The sequence below is a fragment of the Arthrobacter sp. B1805 genome, from assembly GCF_002929745.1.
In the GTDB taxonomy this organism is placed as follows: domain Bacteria; phylum Actinomycetota; class Actinomycetes; order Actinomycetales; family Micrococcaceae; genus Arthrobacter_D.
In genome coordinates this window covers 317,589-333,589 of the sequence record NZ_PJIQ01000001.1, presented here as the reverse complement: position 1 = coordinate 333,589, position 16,001 = coordinate 317,589, and the positions used below count along the sequence as shown (strand labels likewise).

The following is a 16,001-nucleotide window of genomic DNA, read 5'->3' as shown; positions in this document are numbered from 1 at the left end:
GAGCGCTACCGATCCTACACCTGCCGACTACTACCTGCATGGCTCCTGAGCCGCGGTTAGGCTAGGCGCAGGACTATCGAATCAGAAGGAGAGACCATGCAAGTAGTGTTCAAAGTGCTCGGTGTGGGCATGAGCGTCGGTGCCGGATACGTGGGGACGAAGCTCGTGGACTTTCTCTGGGAGAAGATCACGGGCGAGGCGCCCCCCAAGAGCAAGGACGGGCTGGAGAACACCCTGCGCTCCGCCCTGGTCTTCGCCATCATCTCCGGAGCCGTCAGCACCACCATCCAGGTGCTGACCAACCGCTCCACGCAGAGGGCGATCGAGCGGTTCGCCAAGACCCGCGACCTCACCTGATACGCGTCATCGGGAGGAGAGGTACGCGCCGTCGTGCCTCTCCTCCCTTTTTCATGCCTCCGTGTCCGACCGCCGCGAAAGTCCGGCAGGTCACCGGCGGACTCCCTCGAGCGTTGGTTCGGTGAGGGATAGTGCGTGTCCTGCTCCCGTACGGGCAGTGCGCTCGCAGGGATGACACCGTTCGCATGCCGTTCCTACTCAGGGATGACGCGCCGGCCGCACCATCGGCCTAGCATTGAAGGGTCGGAAGAAGGAGGAGACATGCGGTTCGTCCACAGCAGGGCCCTCTGGTTCCTTGCCACCATCCTTGTCGTGACCCCGATCCTCGTCGCAGCGCACACCGAAACCGGCCGGGCGCTGCAGTCCGCGGTCCTGTACAGCCTCGTGACGGCAGCGGCCATCGGGAGCTTGAACGCTTCGCTCCTGGGCCGGAAGCAGCCCGCCCGCTCGTAGCCGGTGGACTGCCGCACCGGCGGAAGCAGGACGGAGGACCGCCCGCTACCGAAGGCGACCAGTTCAGCACCGCTGTCAAGGCGGCGTCCGTCACTGTCGGGGATGGTGTGATCCGCGGCAGCAGGGCGCACACTGGAGGAACTTGGCTGTCACCGGATCACGGTACGCGCGATTCAGTCGGAGACATTGCCGGACTTTGAACATGGCGGTGGGTTTCCCTCTCGCGGTCAAGAAGCCGGCCGCCTGAGGGAAACACTAAAATTGCCCCTCCTCCATAGTCCTCTGCCGATCCTGCATCCGGACTCACCTGTTCGGCAATCTGGCGAGATCGCCCCGGCGGACGTCCCTGCGGCGTCAAGCATGTCGTCCTCTTCATGCGGCAGGAATGACAGGTCGTGTGGCGGCCTGGGCTCGGTCGACGTAGGCACAGGGTTCGGGGCCGCGGGGAGATGGGACCGTAGCGAGCTCCTGCGACCAGGTCAGCAGCGCGCGAGAACATCGGCCGGCCCCCTAGCAGGAGGGAACCGGCCGTCGTCGTCCTGCTGGTTGGAAACGGACCTAAGCTTCGGACACCTGCGCTGCAAGATTGGCCAGCGTCGAGTCCAGCGCCTCCTGCGACACCTCAGGGAAACTCAGCTTCTTCAGGGTTTCCTTGTCAGTGACGCCGGACCAGTCGTAGGTGACGGACACCTCGGTGGCACCGGGACCGGCTGTCTCGAACCGCCAGACCCACTCCCAACCCGGAGGCTCCTCCCCCGCCGGCGCGGTTTTCCATGCGAGAAGCTTGTTCTCGTCATAGCCCACCACATGGTTGTCCGTCTGATAGTCGCCGCCCATCTTGTCCCAGCTCTGGTTCATGGTGAACACCTGGCCCACGGCGGTGATGCGGTCGGACTTGCTGTCCGACTGCACCATCCCGGAGCCATCCAAGGCAGCGTGGTGCGCCGGATTCGAAAGAAACATGAAGATGGCGTCGGCCGGTGCATCGATCGTGCGGCTTGCTGAGATACTTGTGTCGTTCATCGGACGTGCTCCTTCGGATTGTGGGCGACGGGTTTTACTTCGCGTCGCCCGGCGAAGACTCGTCGAGGATCGAGCCTGCCATCGACTCTATGCCCTCGCGCGTCGTGCGTGTCCTGCACCCGCGCTGCCTTCGGTCCTGTTTGTCCTGCAGAAGGCGGACCGACGCCGCTCCACAGCAGGCGTTCCGATTCCCTTCCCGGGTCGGAGGCGTGCCCCTCGCCGCGGGTGGCGCTGGTGGTGTCGGCACCACGAAATCCGAAGAACACGACCGGTACCGACACCGCAGACAGAGTCAAAGCCCTTCCGCACCTGGCTGATGGGGGGACAGCCAGGACCGTTGCCACTATAGGACAGATGCAGACCAGTCTGTCTACTGGTGGCGCTCATCAGGTAGTAGGTACTCCATCGCTTCACGCGTTCGGTCAAGCAGCGCGGAGGCCCCATCAGGTCCTGGCAGCAGCTTCCAGGGACTCTGCTGGTGAATGTAGGGTGATCAGCATTTCGCCGAGCTTCCGGATCCTGGTTCCGCTGTCGGGGTCTACGCCGACTCCCGAGACGACGGCTCCCTGCATGAGGACCAGCCAGCAATAGGCGAAGTCCTCAGGATCGGTGAGGCCCATTGCAGTCGCGGCGTCCTCGACGCTGGTGCGGATCTCATTGAGGTAGGCCATGCTGGCCGCACCGATGGGGTGCTGCGGGCCCGTCTCGAGGAGTGCGCGAATGTAGGGGCACCCCGTGAAGCCAGAAGCGTGGAACCACTCGTCGAAGATGTCGAAGATCGCCAGCAGTTGTTCCTGCGGCGTACTGCCCCGCCGCTGGGACTCAGCCGCAAGGTACCCGGCGGTGAACACCTGCTGCCTGCGTGCGAAGAACGCCAGAACCAGGTCGTTCTTGGACGGGAAGTGGCTGTAGAAAGTGGCCTTGGCGACTGCCGCGGTGGAGATGATTTCGTTCACGCCGACTGCGCGAATCCCCCGCTCCACAAAGAGGTTGTAGGAGGCCGCGAGGATCCGCTCACGCGCATCCTTCTCCGATGCCGTGACCTTCGTGCTCATTCGGGCTCCTTAGAGGGTGAACTCCCTTCTGATCTTACGATAGACAGACTTGTCTGTATGTCGTCTAGAATGAGGTTCCGGCTATCCCCCCAACGGCCGGGAATACGCGGAGACGGTTCAGACCAGGTCCGCGGTGCTGGCACCGGTGGTTCTTCTGGGACCATTCGGTGCCAGCACCATCCGCCGTCATACCCATGGAAATGGTGGATCGCGTTGGATCACGAGTTCCCCGCGAGGACGGCCCCTGCACCGCCGGGCGGGATGGGCAGGCGTCTGCCTCCCCCGGGCCTTCTCATGCCGCCGGGAGAAGGACATACTGACGGCATGAGCATCCTCGACACAGCGCAGATCCTCGACGCCGGCCTCGACGATTGGCGCAAACTGGCACAGGCGCTGCACGCCCGCTTCCTGACCCGCGACTTCTCCGCGGGCTTGGCCCTCGTCTCGGCGATCGGTGAACTCGCCGAGGAGGCGAACCACCATCCGGACATCGTGCTGACGTATACACACGTCGACGTGAAGCTCATCAGCCACGACGCGTCGGGGGTGACGGATCGGGACGTCGACCTGGCCCGCGGCATCAGCGCCCTGGCCCGCGAGCGCGGCATTCCGGCCGACCCTTCGGCCTCCGTCGTCGTCGAACTCGCCCTCGACACCGCGGACGTAGCGGCAGCCGGACCGTTCTGGGCCGCACTCCTGACGGGGGATGCAGGCGCCGTGGACGGGGACGACGTCGCCGACCCGACCGGCCGCGTCCCCCTGCTGTGGTTCCAGCACACGGATGCGCACGAAACCCCACGGCAGCGCTTCCATCTCGACGTCTGGGTCCCGCACGACGCCGCTGAGGCGCGTATTGCGGCTGCCGTCGCCGCCGGCGGCACCATCGTCGACGCAGCCCAGGCACCCGCCTTCACCGTCCTGGCCGATCCCGAGGGCAATCGGGCCTGCGTCTGCACCGTCCTTGAACGCTGAGAATCCCGCTCCGGTGACCGCGGTGGAGGCTGCGGACCACCGGAACGACGAGGTCGAGGTCCTCGTGGTGGGAGCCGGACCGACGGGACTGATGCTGGCGAACTGGCTCGTGAAGCTCGGAGTCCGCGTCGCGATCATCGACGGCAAGGACGGACCCACGGTGGAGTCGCGTGCGCTCGGCGTCCAATCGCGCTCCATGGAGATCTACGACCAGCTCGGCGTCTCCGACCTCGTGCTGGGGCAGGTTGTCCGCGCGGAGTCCATGCGGCAGGGTTTCGGGCCCGTCGCTTTCGCGCCGGTCCCGCTGACCGACCTCGGCAGGGGGATCACGCCGTACCCGGGGATGTACATACTGGAACAGAGCGCCAACGAGCGGATTCTCGCCGACAACCTCCAGGCGTTGGGTGGTTCGGTCCGTTGGCGGCACCGGCTTGTGGAGCTGCACCGGTCGGAGTCCGCCGTGCGCGCGGTCGTCGAGAGCGCGGATGGACCGCGAACCATCAGCGCGCGGTTCGCCGTCGGGTGCGACGGCGCATCATCCGCCGTCCGCTCGCTGAGCGGTATCCCGTTCGAGGGCACGACCAGCCGGCAGACGTTCTACCTCGTCGACGCGGTCGGGGTCCGCGGCCTCGCCCCCGCTTCCGTGAACATCCGTCAGGGAACCGCCGAATTCCTGCTGGCCTTCCCCATGAAGCCGGACGATGCCGGCAGGAGCGGCCAGCGCCTCATCGGGGTCGCGAGCGACGACGACGTCGCCGCCGTCACTGAGGAGTTCGCACGGTACCGATTGGCCGAAGCGTTCGGCGTGACCTATGAGGACTACCGCTGGTTCTCCACCTACCGGTTGCATTACCGCATTGCCGCACGCTTCCGTGCCGGACCGATCTTCCTCGCCGGCGATGCAGCCCATGTCCATTCGCCCGTTGGGGCACAGGGCATGAATACCGGCCTCCAGGACGCACACAACCTGGCGTTCAAGCTCGCCGACGTCGTCGCCGGCCGCACTTCCCCGGCATCGCTCGACCGCTACTCGGCAGAACGCAGGCCCGTAGCCCTGCACCTCCTGAGGACCACGGACAGACTGTTCCGCGGCGTCGTATCCCGTTCCCCGGTGGTGACCGTGGTCCGGAGGTTCGCACCGCGCGTGGCGCTGCCCATCGGCGTCGCCGTCCTTCCCCATCTGCCGATCGGGCGCCGCCTCGCCGGGTACCTCGGGCAGATCCGCATCCGCTACCCGATGGAGGAGTATGCGCGTCGACGGCGCCGTCACCCCGTCGTCGGGCGCCGCCTGCCCTGGACCGGAGCGAACTTCGGGGTGCTTCGATCTGCCGAATGGCAGGTGCACGTCTATGCGGCGGATGTAGGGCGCATCCACGAGGCGGACGCCGTCGCACGCCACCTCGGTCTTGCACTGCACGAATTCACGACCACGGGCCGGACTGCACTCAAGCCCGGCATCCTCTACCTCGTCCGGCCCGACGGCTTCGTGGCCGCCGCGTCGCTGCCCGAGGACGCGGTTGATCGATTCGCCGCGTCGGCAGGAGTAGCTTTTCCGAAGGACCACCAGAAAGGACGACGGGAATGACGAACGACGCCATCGATACGAGCGCAGCACCATCGGGTACGGGATGCTCCGAGTGCGAGAGCTCCGGCGGATGGTGGCTGCATCTGCGCCGCTGCGCCGCTTGCGGGCACGTCGGGTGCTGCGACAGCTCGCCCGCGCAGCACGCGTCGGCCCACGCCGCCGGCAGCGGTCACCCGATCGCCATGTCCTTCGAGCCGGGGGAGGACTGGTTCTGGGACTATCGGAGCCAGGAATTCCTCGACGGTCCGCCTCTGACCGAGCCCACCAGTCGGCCGTTGGACCAGACCGTGCCAGGTCCTGCGGGCCGAGTTCCCGCTGACTGGCGGCGCCGCATCCACTGAGGCGACCGGCGAGCGACCGGCTTACGGACAGGTGGCGTCGCCCAACCGATACGATCCGAAGACGAACGGGGCAACCAACCGCCGCCCCGTCACCTTCCCTTCGTCAGGAGAACGCAATGTCCTCGTTCGGTGAGGTGCTCGCTCCGCGCCGGTTGGGCAGCAGCTTCAGATGGTTGCTCGCGTCCACCTGGACGAGCAACATCGGTGATGGGATCGCCCTCTCGGCCGCTCCCCTGCTGATCGCTTCGGTGACGTCATCGCCGCTCCTGGTCGCGTCCGGGGCCATGATGCAGGTCCTGCCGTGGCTCCTGTTCGGACTCCTGGCGGGCTCGATCGCCGACCACCATGACCGGCGCCGACTCGTGATGCTTGCGAACGGTGTCCGGGCCGTCATCGTCCTCGGCCTCGTGACCGTTCTCGTGACCGGTCACGTGAGCATCTGGGTGGTGCTCGTCTCGGCTTTCCTCTACGGAACGGCCGAAGTCTTCGCGGACACGGCCGGCAGCACGCTGCTTCCCATGACAGTGCCGTCGGCCGATCTCGGAATCGGCAATGCCCGCATGCAGGCCGGATACCTCGTAGCCAACCAACTCGTCGGGCCGCCGCTGGGCGCTTTCCTCTTCGCTGTCGGCTCGTTCTGGCCGTTCACCGTGCAGATCCTCTGCGTGAGCCTCGCCGTTGTCCTCGTCTCGAGGATGGCGAGAACGCCTCCTCCGCAGCAGGACGTACCTGCCCTCGTCGACGGCGTCAAACACCGGCCTATCCGGGAGGGTCTTTCCTGGCTGCGGGACAACGCGCCCGTCCGGACGCTGATCCTCATCGTCCTGATCTTCAACGTGACGTGGGCGGCCCCCTGGTACGTCCTCGTGCTCTACGCCACGGAGTACCTGGGCCTCAGCGCCGTTGGCTACGGCCTGCTCGCGACCTCGGCAGCTCTCGGCGGACTCGTGGGAATCAGCTGTTTCGGCTGGCTCGAACGGCGCGTTCGTCTGGCAACCATGATGCGGGTCTGTCTCAGCCTCGAGGTGGTGATGCACCTGGGCTTCGCTCTCACGACGTCGGCCGCCGTCGCCTTCGCCATCATGTTCGGGTTCGGCGTCTACGCCTTCATCTGGGGCACCATCTCGACGACGGTCCGCCAACGCCTCGTCCCCCTGTCCCTGCAGGGGCGCATTGCCTCTGTCAACATGGTGGGCGTCTTCGGTGGGCTCGTGATCGGGCAGCTGCTCGGCGGTCTGATCGCCCAGGTGTGGGGACTGACCGGGCCGTGGTGGTTCGCCTTCGCGGGCTCCGCCATCACCCTGGCCCTGCTGTGGAAGGCCATCTCGAACATCTCCGCAGCGCCACCCGCTCTGGAATCAGGGGCCGCGACCGGTTAGAGCCTGGGCTGGAGATCCACCGGTTCGCGGGCGGATCCACGCCGGTTCCCCTGAGTCGACCAATGCGGTTTCCTCTTCCTAGAGTGGAGGCATGACCCGCTCTCCTGAGACCTCGTCCGACTGCGATAGACCCGGCGCCCGGCGGAGGCCGGGCCGGACAGCTCTTCTCGAGGTGGCCCGATGAACGGTGAGCTGGGCTTGAACATCGCACTGGTCGTGGTGTTCGTCCTCATCGGTGGCGTGTTCGCCGCGACCGAGATGGCGTTGGTGACGCTCCGCGACAGCCAGGTCAACGCGATAGCCCAGCGTGGAAAGCGGGGCGAGAAGGTCGCCGCGCTGGCTCGCAATCCGAACACGTTCCTGTCCGCGGTGCAGATCGGGGTGACAGTCGCCGGGTTCGCGTCGGCCGCGTACGGGGCTTCGTCGATCGCTCCGTCCGTCGCACCTTGGTTGGTGTCACTCGGGTTGGCTGAACCGGCCGCCCTCACCCTTGCCACGATTCTGCTCACTCTGGTTGTTGCCTACCTGTCCCTCGTCCTTGGTGAACTCGCACCGAAACGCCTGGCGATTCAACGCAACGCACAGTTCGCCTACGCAGTGGCACCAGTGCTCAGTGGGTTCGCGGTCCTGATGCGGCCGGTGATCTGGTTGCTGTCGGTCTCGACGAATGCGGTCGTGCGCCTTCTTGGCGGTGATCCGCACCGCACGAGCGAGGAGATGACGGAGGAGGAACTCCGAGACATCGTGACCAGCCATGAGGGACTGCCCGAGGATGAACGCCGTATCCTGGACGACGTGCTCTCGCTGCGCGACCGCCAGATCAGCGAAGTCATGCGTCCACGGCCCGAAGTCGTTGCCATACCAAGCAGTGACACCGTCAGTGAGGCCATCACCCGCATCCAGGAACTGCCGTTCTCCCGGTACCCGGTTGTAGACCAGTCCATCGACGACATCACTGGCTTCGTGCATGTGCGTGATGTGTACGACGCCGCTGCCCACGACCCGAGTGCGCCACTCGAACAGGTTCTCAGACCGATCCCGTACCTGCCCGCTACTGCTCGTGTCCTGCCCACACTCACGAAACTCCGTGCCCGGAACACGCACATCGCCGTCGTCATCGACGAATACGGCGGCACCGACGGCATCGTTACTCTGGAGGATCTCGTGGAGGAAGTCGTCGGCGAGATCTTCGACGAGTACGACACCGACGCCGCACCTGTGCGGCTCGCTGACGGTGGAGGTCTCGTGGACGGGCGACTGAACCTGCAGGATTTCGCCGAGACCACCGGCATCGAGCTTCCCCGCGGCACCTGGGACACCGTAGCCGGTTTCGTCCTCGACCGCCTCGGCCGACTCGCGACTCCCGGAGACACCGTTGAGGTAGACGGCGCGACCCTCCAGGTCACCAGCATCGATCGACGACGGATCGCCGAGCTCCTCGTCCTCCCGGTTGAAACACAACATCACGACGAGCAAAACGTTAGCTGAGCGTACGAAGGCGAGGACGAAGAACGTGCCGATCCTGATTTACCATCCAGCGATACGATTGCGGCATGAAGACGGACGAAAAGACCCTGACCCGGGTCTACCGGATGCCGTTCTCCGCGGTGTATCCCCACTACGTCACGAAAGTGGAGAAAAAGGGCCGCACGAAAGCGGAGTTGCACCAGGTCATCAGGTGGTTGACCGGCTTCGATGACATCGATCTCGAGCGTCATCTAGAGCGGGAAACTCCGTTCGAGGCATTTTTCGCCGATGCACGCCTGAACTCCAATGCGCCGCTGATAACCGGCGTCGTGTGCGGGGTGCGGGTCGAGGACATCGAAGACCCTGTGATGCAGAAAGTTCGCTATCTCGACAAGCTGGTCGATGAGCTGGCCCGAGGCAAGAGCATCGAGAAGATCCTGCGATCCTGATCCCTGCTACGACCGCGGATCTCACGCTGGGCGAAGGCCCCATCATCTATGCTGGTCGTCGTCAGTTCGAGCATGCGGGGGTCCCCCATCCAGGAAAGCTTACGTTGAGCCGTCTCTAGCGGGACGCGGCCGCTGACCAAGTCAATGTCACTTAATCAACGTCTGCCGGTTGTCGCTGCAAGACCGACCACCCCTCCCTTGCTCAGTCCTGCCGCATGCAACTCCCGCCAGGACGTCGAGAAGTTCGAACAGACCGGCGAACAATGTGTAGCGAAATTCAACACACGCAGGCTGGAGTAGACCGTAGATTCTGGTACGGAGTATCGCTACGCCGAAGAGGGTCCCAGGAGCCAGGTAGGAGCGTCCCCGCAGCGCGTCGCAAATACCTTTGTTCTAGGTGCATCCCGTACCCGGGCAAGTAGATCCACTCCCAGAAACGAGGAGCGCCGACGTGATGACCAGCAGAAGCCGCTCCCGCAGAAGGGTAGCGTGAGCGCTGCATGCTACCCTTCCACTAGTGTGAAGGTTGGTCTGGAGTTTAGGTTCGATTGCAGGAGTGGGTATGCGTATAGGCGAATTGGAACAGAGGTCTGGGGTGCCGGCTCGGATGCTCCGGTACTACGAGGAGCAGGGTCTGGTGACGCCGCGCCGCCTCGACAACGGATACCGGGAGTACGACGAATACCTTGTGGACCGCGTGGCGAAGATCCGCGGGCTCATCGATTCAGGGATTCCGACCAGGATCATCGGTAACATCCTGCCGTGCTTGAACCAGCCGCAAAGAGTCGTCGTCGACGACGCTGACCCGGAACTCCTGGAGATCCTGCGAGAGGAGCGGGACCGGATGGCCCACAAGATCGACGTCCTGTCGCAGAACCGGGACGCCATCACCCGCTACGTCCAGGCACTCGAAGCCGCCGGTAGCAAGCACGGCACTCGCGAACGGCAATCGGCGCAGCAGTAGGCGCACGATTTGACCTTGTCACTAATGAGAAGGTTGCACTATGGGTAGGTGACTTCTTCCTCTTCAAAAATGATCCTCGGTCTGCAGCTCGGCAATGGGTACGGAGCTCATGGGTCGGCTTGGCGTGGCGCCGGCGTGAACCCAGCCAATTACAGTGACTTCGACGCCCAGGTGCGCTACGCCCAGGCGGCCGAACGGGGCAAGTTCGCGTTCCTGTTCCTGCCCGACTTCCTCGCTTACAAGGCAGACGGTGTGCAGGAAGCACCGATGCTCACTCTGGAACCCATGCTGACCCTGGCGGCCATCGCCCGGGCAACCGAACGCATCGGTCTTGTAGCAACTGGTTCCACCACCTTCAACGAGCCCTACAACCTGGCACGCCAGTTCAAGGCCCTGGACGTGATGAGTCACGGCCGGGCCGGATGGAATGCCGTGACGACCAGCGACCCAGACTCCGCCGCGAACTTCGGGCAGGAAATCGCGCCCCGACCGCAGCGCTACCAGCGCGCGCATGAGACGATCCAGATCACGCAGGCGCTCTGGGGTAGCTGGCAGCAGGACGCCTGGATCCGGGACACCATGAACGCCCGGTTCCTCGATCCGGAGAAGATCCAGGCCATCAACCTGCAGGGAACCTACGTCGCCTCCCGCGGGCCGCTGCCCATACCTCCCTCGGAGCAGGGCCAACCCGTGGTCTTTTCGGCCGGTGGAGGCGCGAACGGCCTCGAGATCGCTGGCCGGTACGCCAGTGCCGTCATTGGCGCGGTGTTCACCATCGAAGACGCGCGCGCCCAGCGCGAAGCCGTCCGCGACGCTGCGCGCAAGGCAGGCCGTAACCCGGATGAGGTGAAGTTCATCGCCGGAGTCATGCCGGCCATCGCTGCCACCAAGCGGGCGGCCTTGGACCGCCGTGCAGCCTTGGGTGACCGAGCCGCCCCGGCGATGGTGCCCTATCTCGGGTCCATGCTGGGACTGACGCTGGATGCGAGCCAGATCGACGAGCCACTCCGGCCCGCCCAGCTGGAAGCAGTCCGGCCCAGTCCCTTCGATCCCCGCTCCCCCAAAGTGCTCGAGGTTGCCCGAGAAGGATGGACGCTCCGCGACATCCTCGCCCACGGGGTCATCGACTACCACCCCACTCCTGTGGGCCCGGCATCGGTCACCGCGGATCACATGCAGGAATGGTTCGAAGCTGGCGCCTGTGACGGCTTCTGGGTGTCCATCGATGTCTACGAGGATGGGATCGATACCTTCGTGGACGAGGTCGTCCCCTTACTGCAGGAACGCGGTCTCTTCCACGACGACTACGAGGGTACGACCCTACGCGATCACCTCGGCGCCCCGGCCCAGTACGGCTTGGACACCCGGCTTATGGAACCCACCGAATGACGACAACTATCGGCAACCCCAGCCAAAGTCACAGCCAGGGTCAGGGCCACAGTCAGAGCTCCAGCATTGATCACGACCTCTTCCGCAGTACTGCTGGCCGATACGCCTCAGGGATCACGATCATCACCGGCCACCATGACCAAGGGCCGATTGGGTTCACCTGCCAATCGTTCTACAGTGTCTCCGTCAACCCGCCGCTGGTGTCCTTCAGCGTCATGAAGACCTCCATCACCTACCCGAGGATCCGCGACACTGGATCCTTCACGGTCAACGTTCTCGCCCGAAATCAGGAAGCACTGTCGAACCAGTTCGCTCGACGGGGCACCGACAAATGGGCAGGCATTCCGTGGAGTCCGACGACGCAGGGCAACCCGATCGTTGAAGGAAGCCTGGCATGGTTCGACTGCACGATCTGGGCCGAACACGACGCAGGTGATCACCTCATCGTGCTCGGACGCGTCATTGAACTGGGAACATCCCCTGACAGGGACCCTGACCCTTTGCTGTACTTCCAGGGCCAATACCGGGCCCTGCACGAGCTCGACCCTGCCTGATGCATGGGTGAGCTATCACCACCGATCAGTAGCTTTACGTTCCTCGGCAGCCGGTCTGTGACAGCCACGATTTGACCTTCACACTAATGGCAATGTTGATGATGGGAGGACAGACATCGCTTGAGGGAGAAACATGAAGATCGGAATCATCGGCGCGGGTTCGATTGGCTCGACTATCGCTCGGCGGCTCAGCCGTCACGGACACGACGTGACTATCGCGAACTCACGTGGCCCGGAGACGATCGCTGCCGCGGCTTTGAGCACCGGCGCACGAGCCGTCACCGCCTCGGAAGCGGCCATCGACGTCGATGTCCTCATCGTGTCGGTTCCGATGAACCGTAACGAGGACATCGCCGAGCACGTACGGCGTGCACCCGAGGCCGCGGTCGTGATCGACACCTCGAACTATTACCCGGCGCGCGACGGCATCGTCCCGGCTTTCATTGAGGGCCAGCCCGAGAGCGTCTGGTTGTCCGAGCTGTTCGGCCGCCCCGTCACCAAGGCCTGGAATGCCATCACGTCCCAGTCCTTTGACGCAAAGGCCACCGAGGCCGGCACGGCAGGCCGGGTGGCCATTCCGGTGGCGTCCGATGACGATGAGCACCGGAAGATGGCGATGTCCCTGGTGAAGCAGACCGGCTTCGATGCTTTCGACGCGGGCGTTCTCGCGGAATCATGGCGACAGCAGCCCGGCGCCCCCGTCTACTGCACCGACCGGACGCTCGATGAGATGCCACGGTGGCTGGCCGCTGCGGACAGAGACCGCGTTCCGCAGCGCCGCGATCTCGCCATGGAGGTCATTGGTGAGTACGCGGGTACGCCGGCATTCGGTGAGGGCCACCGCGTGACCGGCCCCTTCCTCGTCGCGATCAACCGCGCCTGCTACAGCTGACGCCACCAGTCCCACACCGATCAACCGCACTCCATACATACCCCCGCGCACGCACCTACGCGCACCTATGTACGTACTAGCACGCAAGCCAGGATGACGAACGAATGACTCCTCACGAAGCAACAGCAACACAGGACACCGGCACTAACGGATCAGGATCCGGCAGTCCGTCCGACAGTGCAGGCCCAGCACAGAAACCATCATGGGCTGGGGTGGCCTCGCTCAGCGTGGGTGTGTTCGCCCTCGTCATGGCCGAGTTCCTGCCGGCGAGCCTCCTCTCCCGGGTTGCCGCGGATCTGGGAGTGACCGAGGGCGTGGCAGGTCAGTCCGTCGCAATCACCGCCATCGTCGCAGCGATCTCCGGTATCACCATCCCCGTCGTGCTCTCACGCATGGACCGCCGGCACCTGATGCTCATCCTCTCGGCGCTGGCCGTCGTCTCGGACGTGCTGGTGGCGATCGCGCCGACCTACCCGATACTTCTGGCCGCCCGCGTGTTGCTTGGCATCGCGATCGGTGGTTTCTGGGCGCTGGCGATCTCCATCACGGCGCGCCTGGTTCCAGCATCGAAACTCGGTCTGGGTCTGACAATTGTGAACGTCGGCGTGACCTTGGCCACCGTCGCCGCGGTTCCGCTCGGCACACTGCTTGGTGAGATTTGGGGCTGGCGTGCAGTGTTCGCCCTGGCCGCCGGCGTCGGCATCATCGCCATGGTCATCCAATTCTTTGCCCTGCCCTCGATCCTCGCCGGCCCCTCGAGCGGATTCCGGCCCCTGATCCAGACGCTGCGCTCCCGCATGGTCCTGCTCTGCCTGTTCACCATGGCCTTGATGGGCGCCGGTCACTTCGCCGGTTTCACCTACATCCGTCCTGCGGCGACCGAGGTCGGCGGACTGGCTCCCGAGCAGCTCGCTGTCCTGCTCCTGGTGTACGGACTGGGCATTGTGGGCGGCAACCTGATTGCCGGGCCCCTGGCCGACAGAACGTTGCGCATTGCGACACTGATCTTCCCGCTCATCCTCGGCCTGGCGATGATCGCCTTCGCCGACATGGGCGGCAGCTCCGTGCTGCTCCTCATTGCCGCTGCACTCTGGGGAGCTGGCTTCGGTGCCCTGCCGACGGTTATCTCGACCTGGCTCGCACGAGCCGAACCGGCCCGCCTGGAGAGCATCGGAGGACTGCAGACAGGCGTGTTCCAGGTCGCGATCGCCCTCGGCGCGTTCATCGGCGGGCTCCTCGTCGACGGCGCCGGCGTGCAGACAGCCTTCGTCCTCGGCGGCCTCGCCTCCATACTCGGCGCCATCATCCTGGGCGCCGTCAAACCCCCGAAACTCGCATAACAACACGAGCACTGGAACGAACACCTCATGAGTAATGACACGCGCATCACCCCTGCAACAGGGCCCATCAGCATGATTGCCGACCCTCAAGAATCCGTCATCGGCTCGATCGCGACCACTCCTACTCCGACGAGGCGGTTGTCTCCAGGAGAGATCCTGACAATTTCCGTCCTGGTCTTCTCGGCCTTCGTGGCGTTCCTGTCCGAGATGGTGATCGGGGTGGCCCTGCCGCAGATCATGAACGACCTCAACATCACGGCGACGACCGGGCAGTGGCTTACCACCGGGTACGCCCTCACCCTGGCGGTCATCATCCCGACCACCGGGTACGTCATGCAGCGGTTTCAGCTCCGGACGATCTTCATCGTCAGCGTCGGACTGTTCACCCTTGGCACCCTCATCGCAGCTGTCGCACCCGGTTTCGCGCTCCTCCTCACCGGCCGCATTGTCCAGGCACTGGGCACAGCGGTGTTGGTTCCGCTGCTGATGACGACGTCGATCGGTCTCGTCGCACCCTCTCGTCGCGGACAGATGATGGCACTGGTCACCGCGGTGACCGCCGTCGCCCCCGCCCTCGGACCCGCGTTCTCGGGCCTGGTGATGTCGCAGCTTTCCTGGCGGTGGTTGTTCATCATCATCCTGCCGCTGTCGGTCCTTGGCCTGCTCATAGGCGCGATCAAGATGCCGAACCTCACCACTCCACGGCGCATCGGCTTCGACGCACTGTCGCTGGTGCTCTCCGCGATTGGATTCGGCGCCCTGGTGTACGGTCTGGCAAGTGCCGGCGAATCCGGTGGCGAGGGATTCCCTGCGCTGACCTGGATCTCGCTCCCGCTGGACCTGGTGGGTATCGGAGCGTTCGCGTGGCGGCAAATCCGTTTGCAGCGCCGCGGCGCCGCCGTCCTCGACCTGCGGATCTTCACGTACGCCTCGTTCACCAGGCCTGTCATCGTCTTCGTCTTCCTCGTGATGGGCGCCTTCAGCCTCGTCACAGTCCTTCCCTTCATGCTCCAGGAGTCGCTCGGGCTCGGTTCGTTGGAGACCGGGCTGCTCATGGTGCCCGGGGGTGCGACGATCGCGATCGTGTCGGTCCTCGTCGGCCGCTACTACGACCGCCTCGGAGCCCGAGGTCTCGCGATCCCCGGAGTATTCATCGTTAGTGCTGGATGGTGGTTCATGACAACCTTCACCGAGAACACTTCGATATGGGTGATCCTGGCCACCTTCATGATCATCTCTGCCGGGCAGGCGTTCGCCTGGGTTGCCATCTTCACCATGTCGCTCGGCTCACTCCCGAGCAATCTCACCGGCCACGGCAGCGCCGCGCTCAACACCATCCAGCAACTCGGCGGCGCCGCCGGCCTGGCAGTCCTCATCGGAGTCCTCAGCTCCACCGCCGGAGGGACCGATCCTGCTGCGATCGCAGCTGGTGCACGTGCTGCGTTCACGGTCGGTACCGTCCTCGCTGTCATCGCGCTCGTGCTAGCCCTCTTCCTTCCACGGCATGGAAGCACCACGAACGAAGACTGAACAAGCACGAACAACGCACCACGACCCGCCGCGGTCCGGCTGCCGGTTATCGGCCCAACCCGATGTGCTGCGGCCGGACGGGCTGTTTAGATCGTGTCTTGAGAATGCGGTACTTGATGGGGTCGACGCCGCGCGGGTAACCATTGACCTCTACCGGCGCATCGCGAACCTGGACGCCCAGCAATAGGGTTGCCACCCAGCAGGGACAGACCGGTACCTGGATCCACGCGCGAGTACCATGCTGGTGTTGG

16 protein-coding genes are annotated in these 16,001 nt (G+C 64.7%); 14 read left to right on the top strand and 2 right to left on the bottom strand.

Going from position 1 to position 16,001, the window contains the following annotated elements:
* Window positions 1–96: 96 nt before the first annotated feature.
* Window positions 97–357 carry a DUF4235 domain-containing protein gene (locus CXQ96_RS01710; protein ID WP_104116285.1) on the top strand — a complete coding sequence of 87 codons (261 nt, stop codon included), beginning with the start codon at window positions 97–99 and terminating at the stop codon, window positions 355–357.
* A gap of 261 nt (window positions 358–618) precedes the next feature.
* On the top strand, window positions 619–810 hold the full coding sequence (locus tag CXQ96_RS01705) for a hypothetical protein (RefSeq protein WP_104116284.1): 192 nt from the start codon (window positions 619–621) through the stop codon (window positions 808–810).
* Between the two features lie 558 nt (window positions 811–1,368).
* Here the strand turns inward: CXQ96_RS01705 and CXQ96_RS01700 are convergent.
* Both CXQ96_RS01700 and CXQ96_RS01695 read right to left on the bottom strand, forming a co-directional pair.
* Window positions 1,369–1,833 carry an SRPBCC family protein gene (locus CXQ96_RS01700; protein ID WP_104116283.1) on the bottom strand — a complete coding sequence of 155 codons (465 nt, stop codon included), beginning with the start codon at window positions 1,831–1,833 and terminating at the stop codon, window positions 1,369–1,371.
* Window positions 1,834–2,276: 443 nt separating this feature from the next.
* Window positions 2,277–2,888 carry a TetR/AcrR family transcriptional regulator gene (locus CXQ96_RS01695; RefSeq protein WP_104116282.1) on the bottom strand — a complete coding sequence of 204 codons (612 nt, stop codon included), beginning with the start codon at window positions 2,886–2,888 and terminating at the stop codon, window positions 2,277–2,279.
* Between the two features lie 324 nt (window positions 2,889–3,212).
* Here CXQ96_RS01695 and CXQ96_RS01690 point away from each other — a divergent pair, with 324 nt between their 5' ends.
* The 12 genes from CXQ96_RS01690 (at window position 3,213) to CXQ96_RS01635 (ending at window position 15,750) form a co-directional block, all read left to right on the top strand.
* Window positions 3,213–3,860 carry a 4a-hydroxytetrahydrobiopterin dehydratase gene (locus CXQ96_RS01690; protein ID WP_104116281.1) on the top strand — a complete coding sequence of 216 codons (648 nt, stop codon included), beginning with the start codon at window positions 3,213–3,215 and terminating at the stop codon, window positions 3,858–3,860.
* Window positions 3,850–5,445 (top strand): FAD-dependent monooxygenase, encoded by a 1,596-nt coding sequence (locus tag CXQ96_RS01685; RefSeq protein WP_219816063.1) that lies wholly within the window; start codon window positions 3,850–3,852, stop codon window positions 5,443–5,445. The genes CXQ96_RS01690 and CXQ96_RS01685 overlap by 11 nt, the downstream gene beginning before the upstream one ends.
* Window positions 5,442–5,786: a UBP-type zinc finger domain-containing protein gene (locus CXQ96_RS01680; protein ID WP_104116280.1), complete on the top strand. Its 345-nt coding sequence runs from the start codon at window positions 5,442–5,444 to the stop codon at window positions 5,784–5,786. The genes CXQ96_RS01685 and CXQ96_RS01680 overlap by 4 nt, the downstream gene beginning before the upstream one ends.
* A gap of 116 nt (window positions 5,787–5,902) precedes the next feature.
* Complete coding sequence (locus CXQ96_RS01675; protein WP_104116279.1) at window positions 5,903–7,165, top strand: MFS transporter; 1,263 nt, start codon at window positions 5,903–5,905, stop codon at window positions 7,163–7,165.
* Window positions 7,166–7,345: 180 nt separating this feature from the next.
* A complete protein-coding gene (locus CXQ96_RS01670) occupies window positions 7,346–8,653 on the top strand; it encodes a hemolysin family protein (protein WP_104116278.1) in 1,308 nt (435 codons plus the stop codon).
* 65 nt (window positions 8,654–8,718) lie between these two features.
* On the top strand, window positions 8,719–9,081 hold the full coding sequence (locus CXQ96_RS01665; protein WP_104116277.1) for a DUF2200 domain-containing protein: 363 nt from the start codon (window positions 8,719–8,721) through the stop codon (window positions 9,079–9,081).
* Window positions 9,082–9,643: 562 nt separating this feature from the next.
* Window positions 9,644–10,045, top strand: coding sequence for a MerR family transcriptional regulator (locus CXQ96_RS01660; protein ID WP_104116276.1), 402 nt, complete (start codon window positions 9,644–9,646; stop codon window positions 10,043–10,045).
* A gap of 69 nt (window positions 10,046–10,114) precedes the next feature.
* Window positions 10,115–11,434, top strand: a complete 1,320-nt coding sequence (locus CXQ96_RS01655) for an NtaA/DmoA family FMN-dependent monooxygenase (protein ID WP_104116275.1) — start codon at window positions 10,115–10,117, stop codon at window positions 11,432–11,434.
* Complete coding sequence (locus CXQ96_RS01650) at window positions 11,431–11,988, top strand: flavin reductase family protein (protein WP_104116274.1); 558 nt, start codon at window positions 11,431–11,433, stop codon at window positions 11,986–11,988. Before CXQ96_RS01655 ends, CXQ96_RS01650 begins: the two co-directional genes overlap by 4 nt.
* Window positions 11,989–12,121: 133 nt before the next feature.
* On the top strand, window positions 12,122–12,880 hold the full coding sequence (locus tag CXQ96_RS01645; protein ID WP_104116273.1) for an NADPH-dependent F420 reductase: 759 nt from the start codon (window positions 12,122–12,124) through the stop codon (window positions 12,878–12,880).
* Window positions 12,881–13,092: 212 nt separating this feature from the next.
* A complete protein-coding gene (locus CXQ96_RS01640; RefSeq protein ID WP_219816062.1) occupies window positions 13,093–14,220 on the top strand; it encodes an MFS transporter in 1,128 nt (375 codons plus the stop codon).
* Between the two features lie 27 nt (window positions 14,221–14,247).
* Window positions 14,248–15,750 carry a DHA2 family efflux MFS transporter permease subunit gene (locus tag CXQ96_RS01635; RefSeq protein WP_104116271.1) on the top strand — a complete coding sequence of 501 codons (1,503 nt, stop codon included), beginning with the start codon at window positions 14,248–14,250 and terminating at the stop codon, window positions 15,748–15,750.
* The last annotated feature ends 251 nt before the right edge of the window (window positions 15,751–16,001 follow it).

Coding starts and splice junctions, on each gene's coding strand:
- CXQ96_RS01710 (WP_104116285.1), top strand. CDS start 97: ATGCAAGTAGTGTTCAAAGTGCTCGGTGTGGGCATGAGCGTCGGTGCC.
- CXQ96_RS01705 (WP_104116284.1), top strand. CDS start 619: ATGCGGTTCGTCCACAGCAGGGCCCTCTGGTTCCTTGCCACCATCCTT.
- CXQ96_RS01700 (WP_104116283.1), bottom strand. CDS start 1,833: ATGAACGACACAAGTATCTCAGCAAGCCGCACGATCGATGCACCGGCC.
- CXQ96_RS01695 (WP_104116282.1), bottom strand. CDS start 2,888: ATGAGCACGAAGGTCACGGCATCGGAGAAGGATGCGCGTGAGCGGATC.
- CXQ96_RS01690 (WP_104116281.1), top strand. CDS start 3,213: ATGAGCATCCTCGACACAGCGCAGATCCTCGACGCCGGCCTCGACGAT.
- CXQ96_RS01680 (WP_104116280.1), top strand. CDS start 5,442: ATGACGAACGACGCCATCGATACGAGCGCAGCACCATCGGGTACGGGA.
- CXQ96_RS01675 (WP_104116279.1), top strand. CDS start 5,903: ATGTCCTCGTTCGGTGAGGTGCTCGCTCCGCGCCGGTTGGGCAGCAGC.
- CXQ96_RS01670 (WP_104116278.1), top strand. CDS start 7,346: ATGAACGGTGAGCTGGGCTTGAACATCGCACTGGTCGTGGTGTTCGTC.
- CXQ96_RS01665 (WP_104116277.1), top strand. CDS start 8,719: ATGAAGACGGACGAAAAGACCCTGACCCGGGTCTACCGGATGCCGTTC.
- CXQ96_RS01660 (WP_104116276.1), top strand. CDS start 9,644: ATGCGTATAGGCGAATTGGAACAGAGGTCTGGGGTGCCGGCTCGGATG.
- CXQ96_RS01655 (WP_104116275.1), top strand. CDS start 10,115: ATGATCCTCGGTCTGCAGCTCGGCAATGGGTACGGAGCTCATGGGTCG.
- CXQ96_RS01650 (WP_104116274.1), top strand. CDS start 11,431: ATGACGACAACTATCGGCAACCCCAGCCAAAGTCACAGCCAGGGTCAG.
- CXQ96_RS01645 (WP_104116273.1), top strand. CDS start 12,122: ATGAAGATCGGAATCATCGGCGCGGGTTCGATTGGCTCGACTATCGCT.
- CXQ96_RS01635 (WP_104116271.1), top strand. CDS start 14,248: ATGAGTAATGACACGCGCATCACCCCTGCAACAGGGCCCATCAGCATG.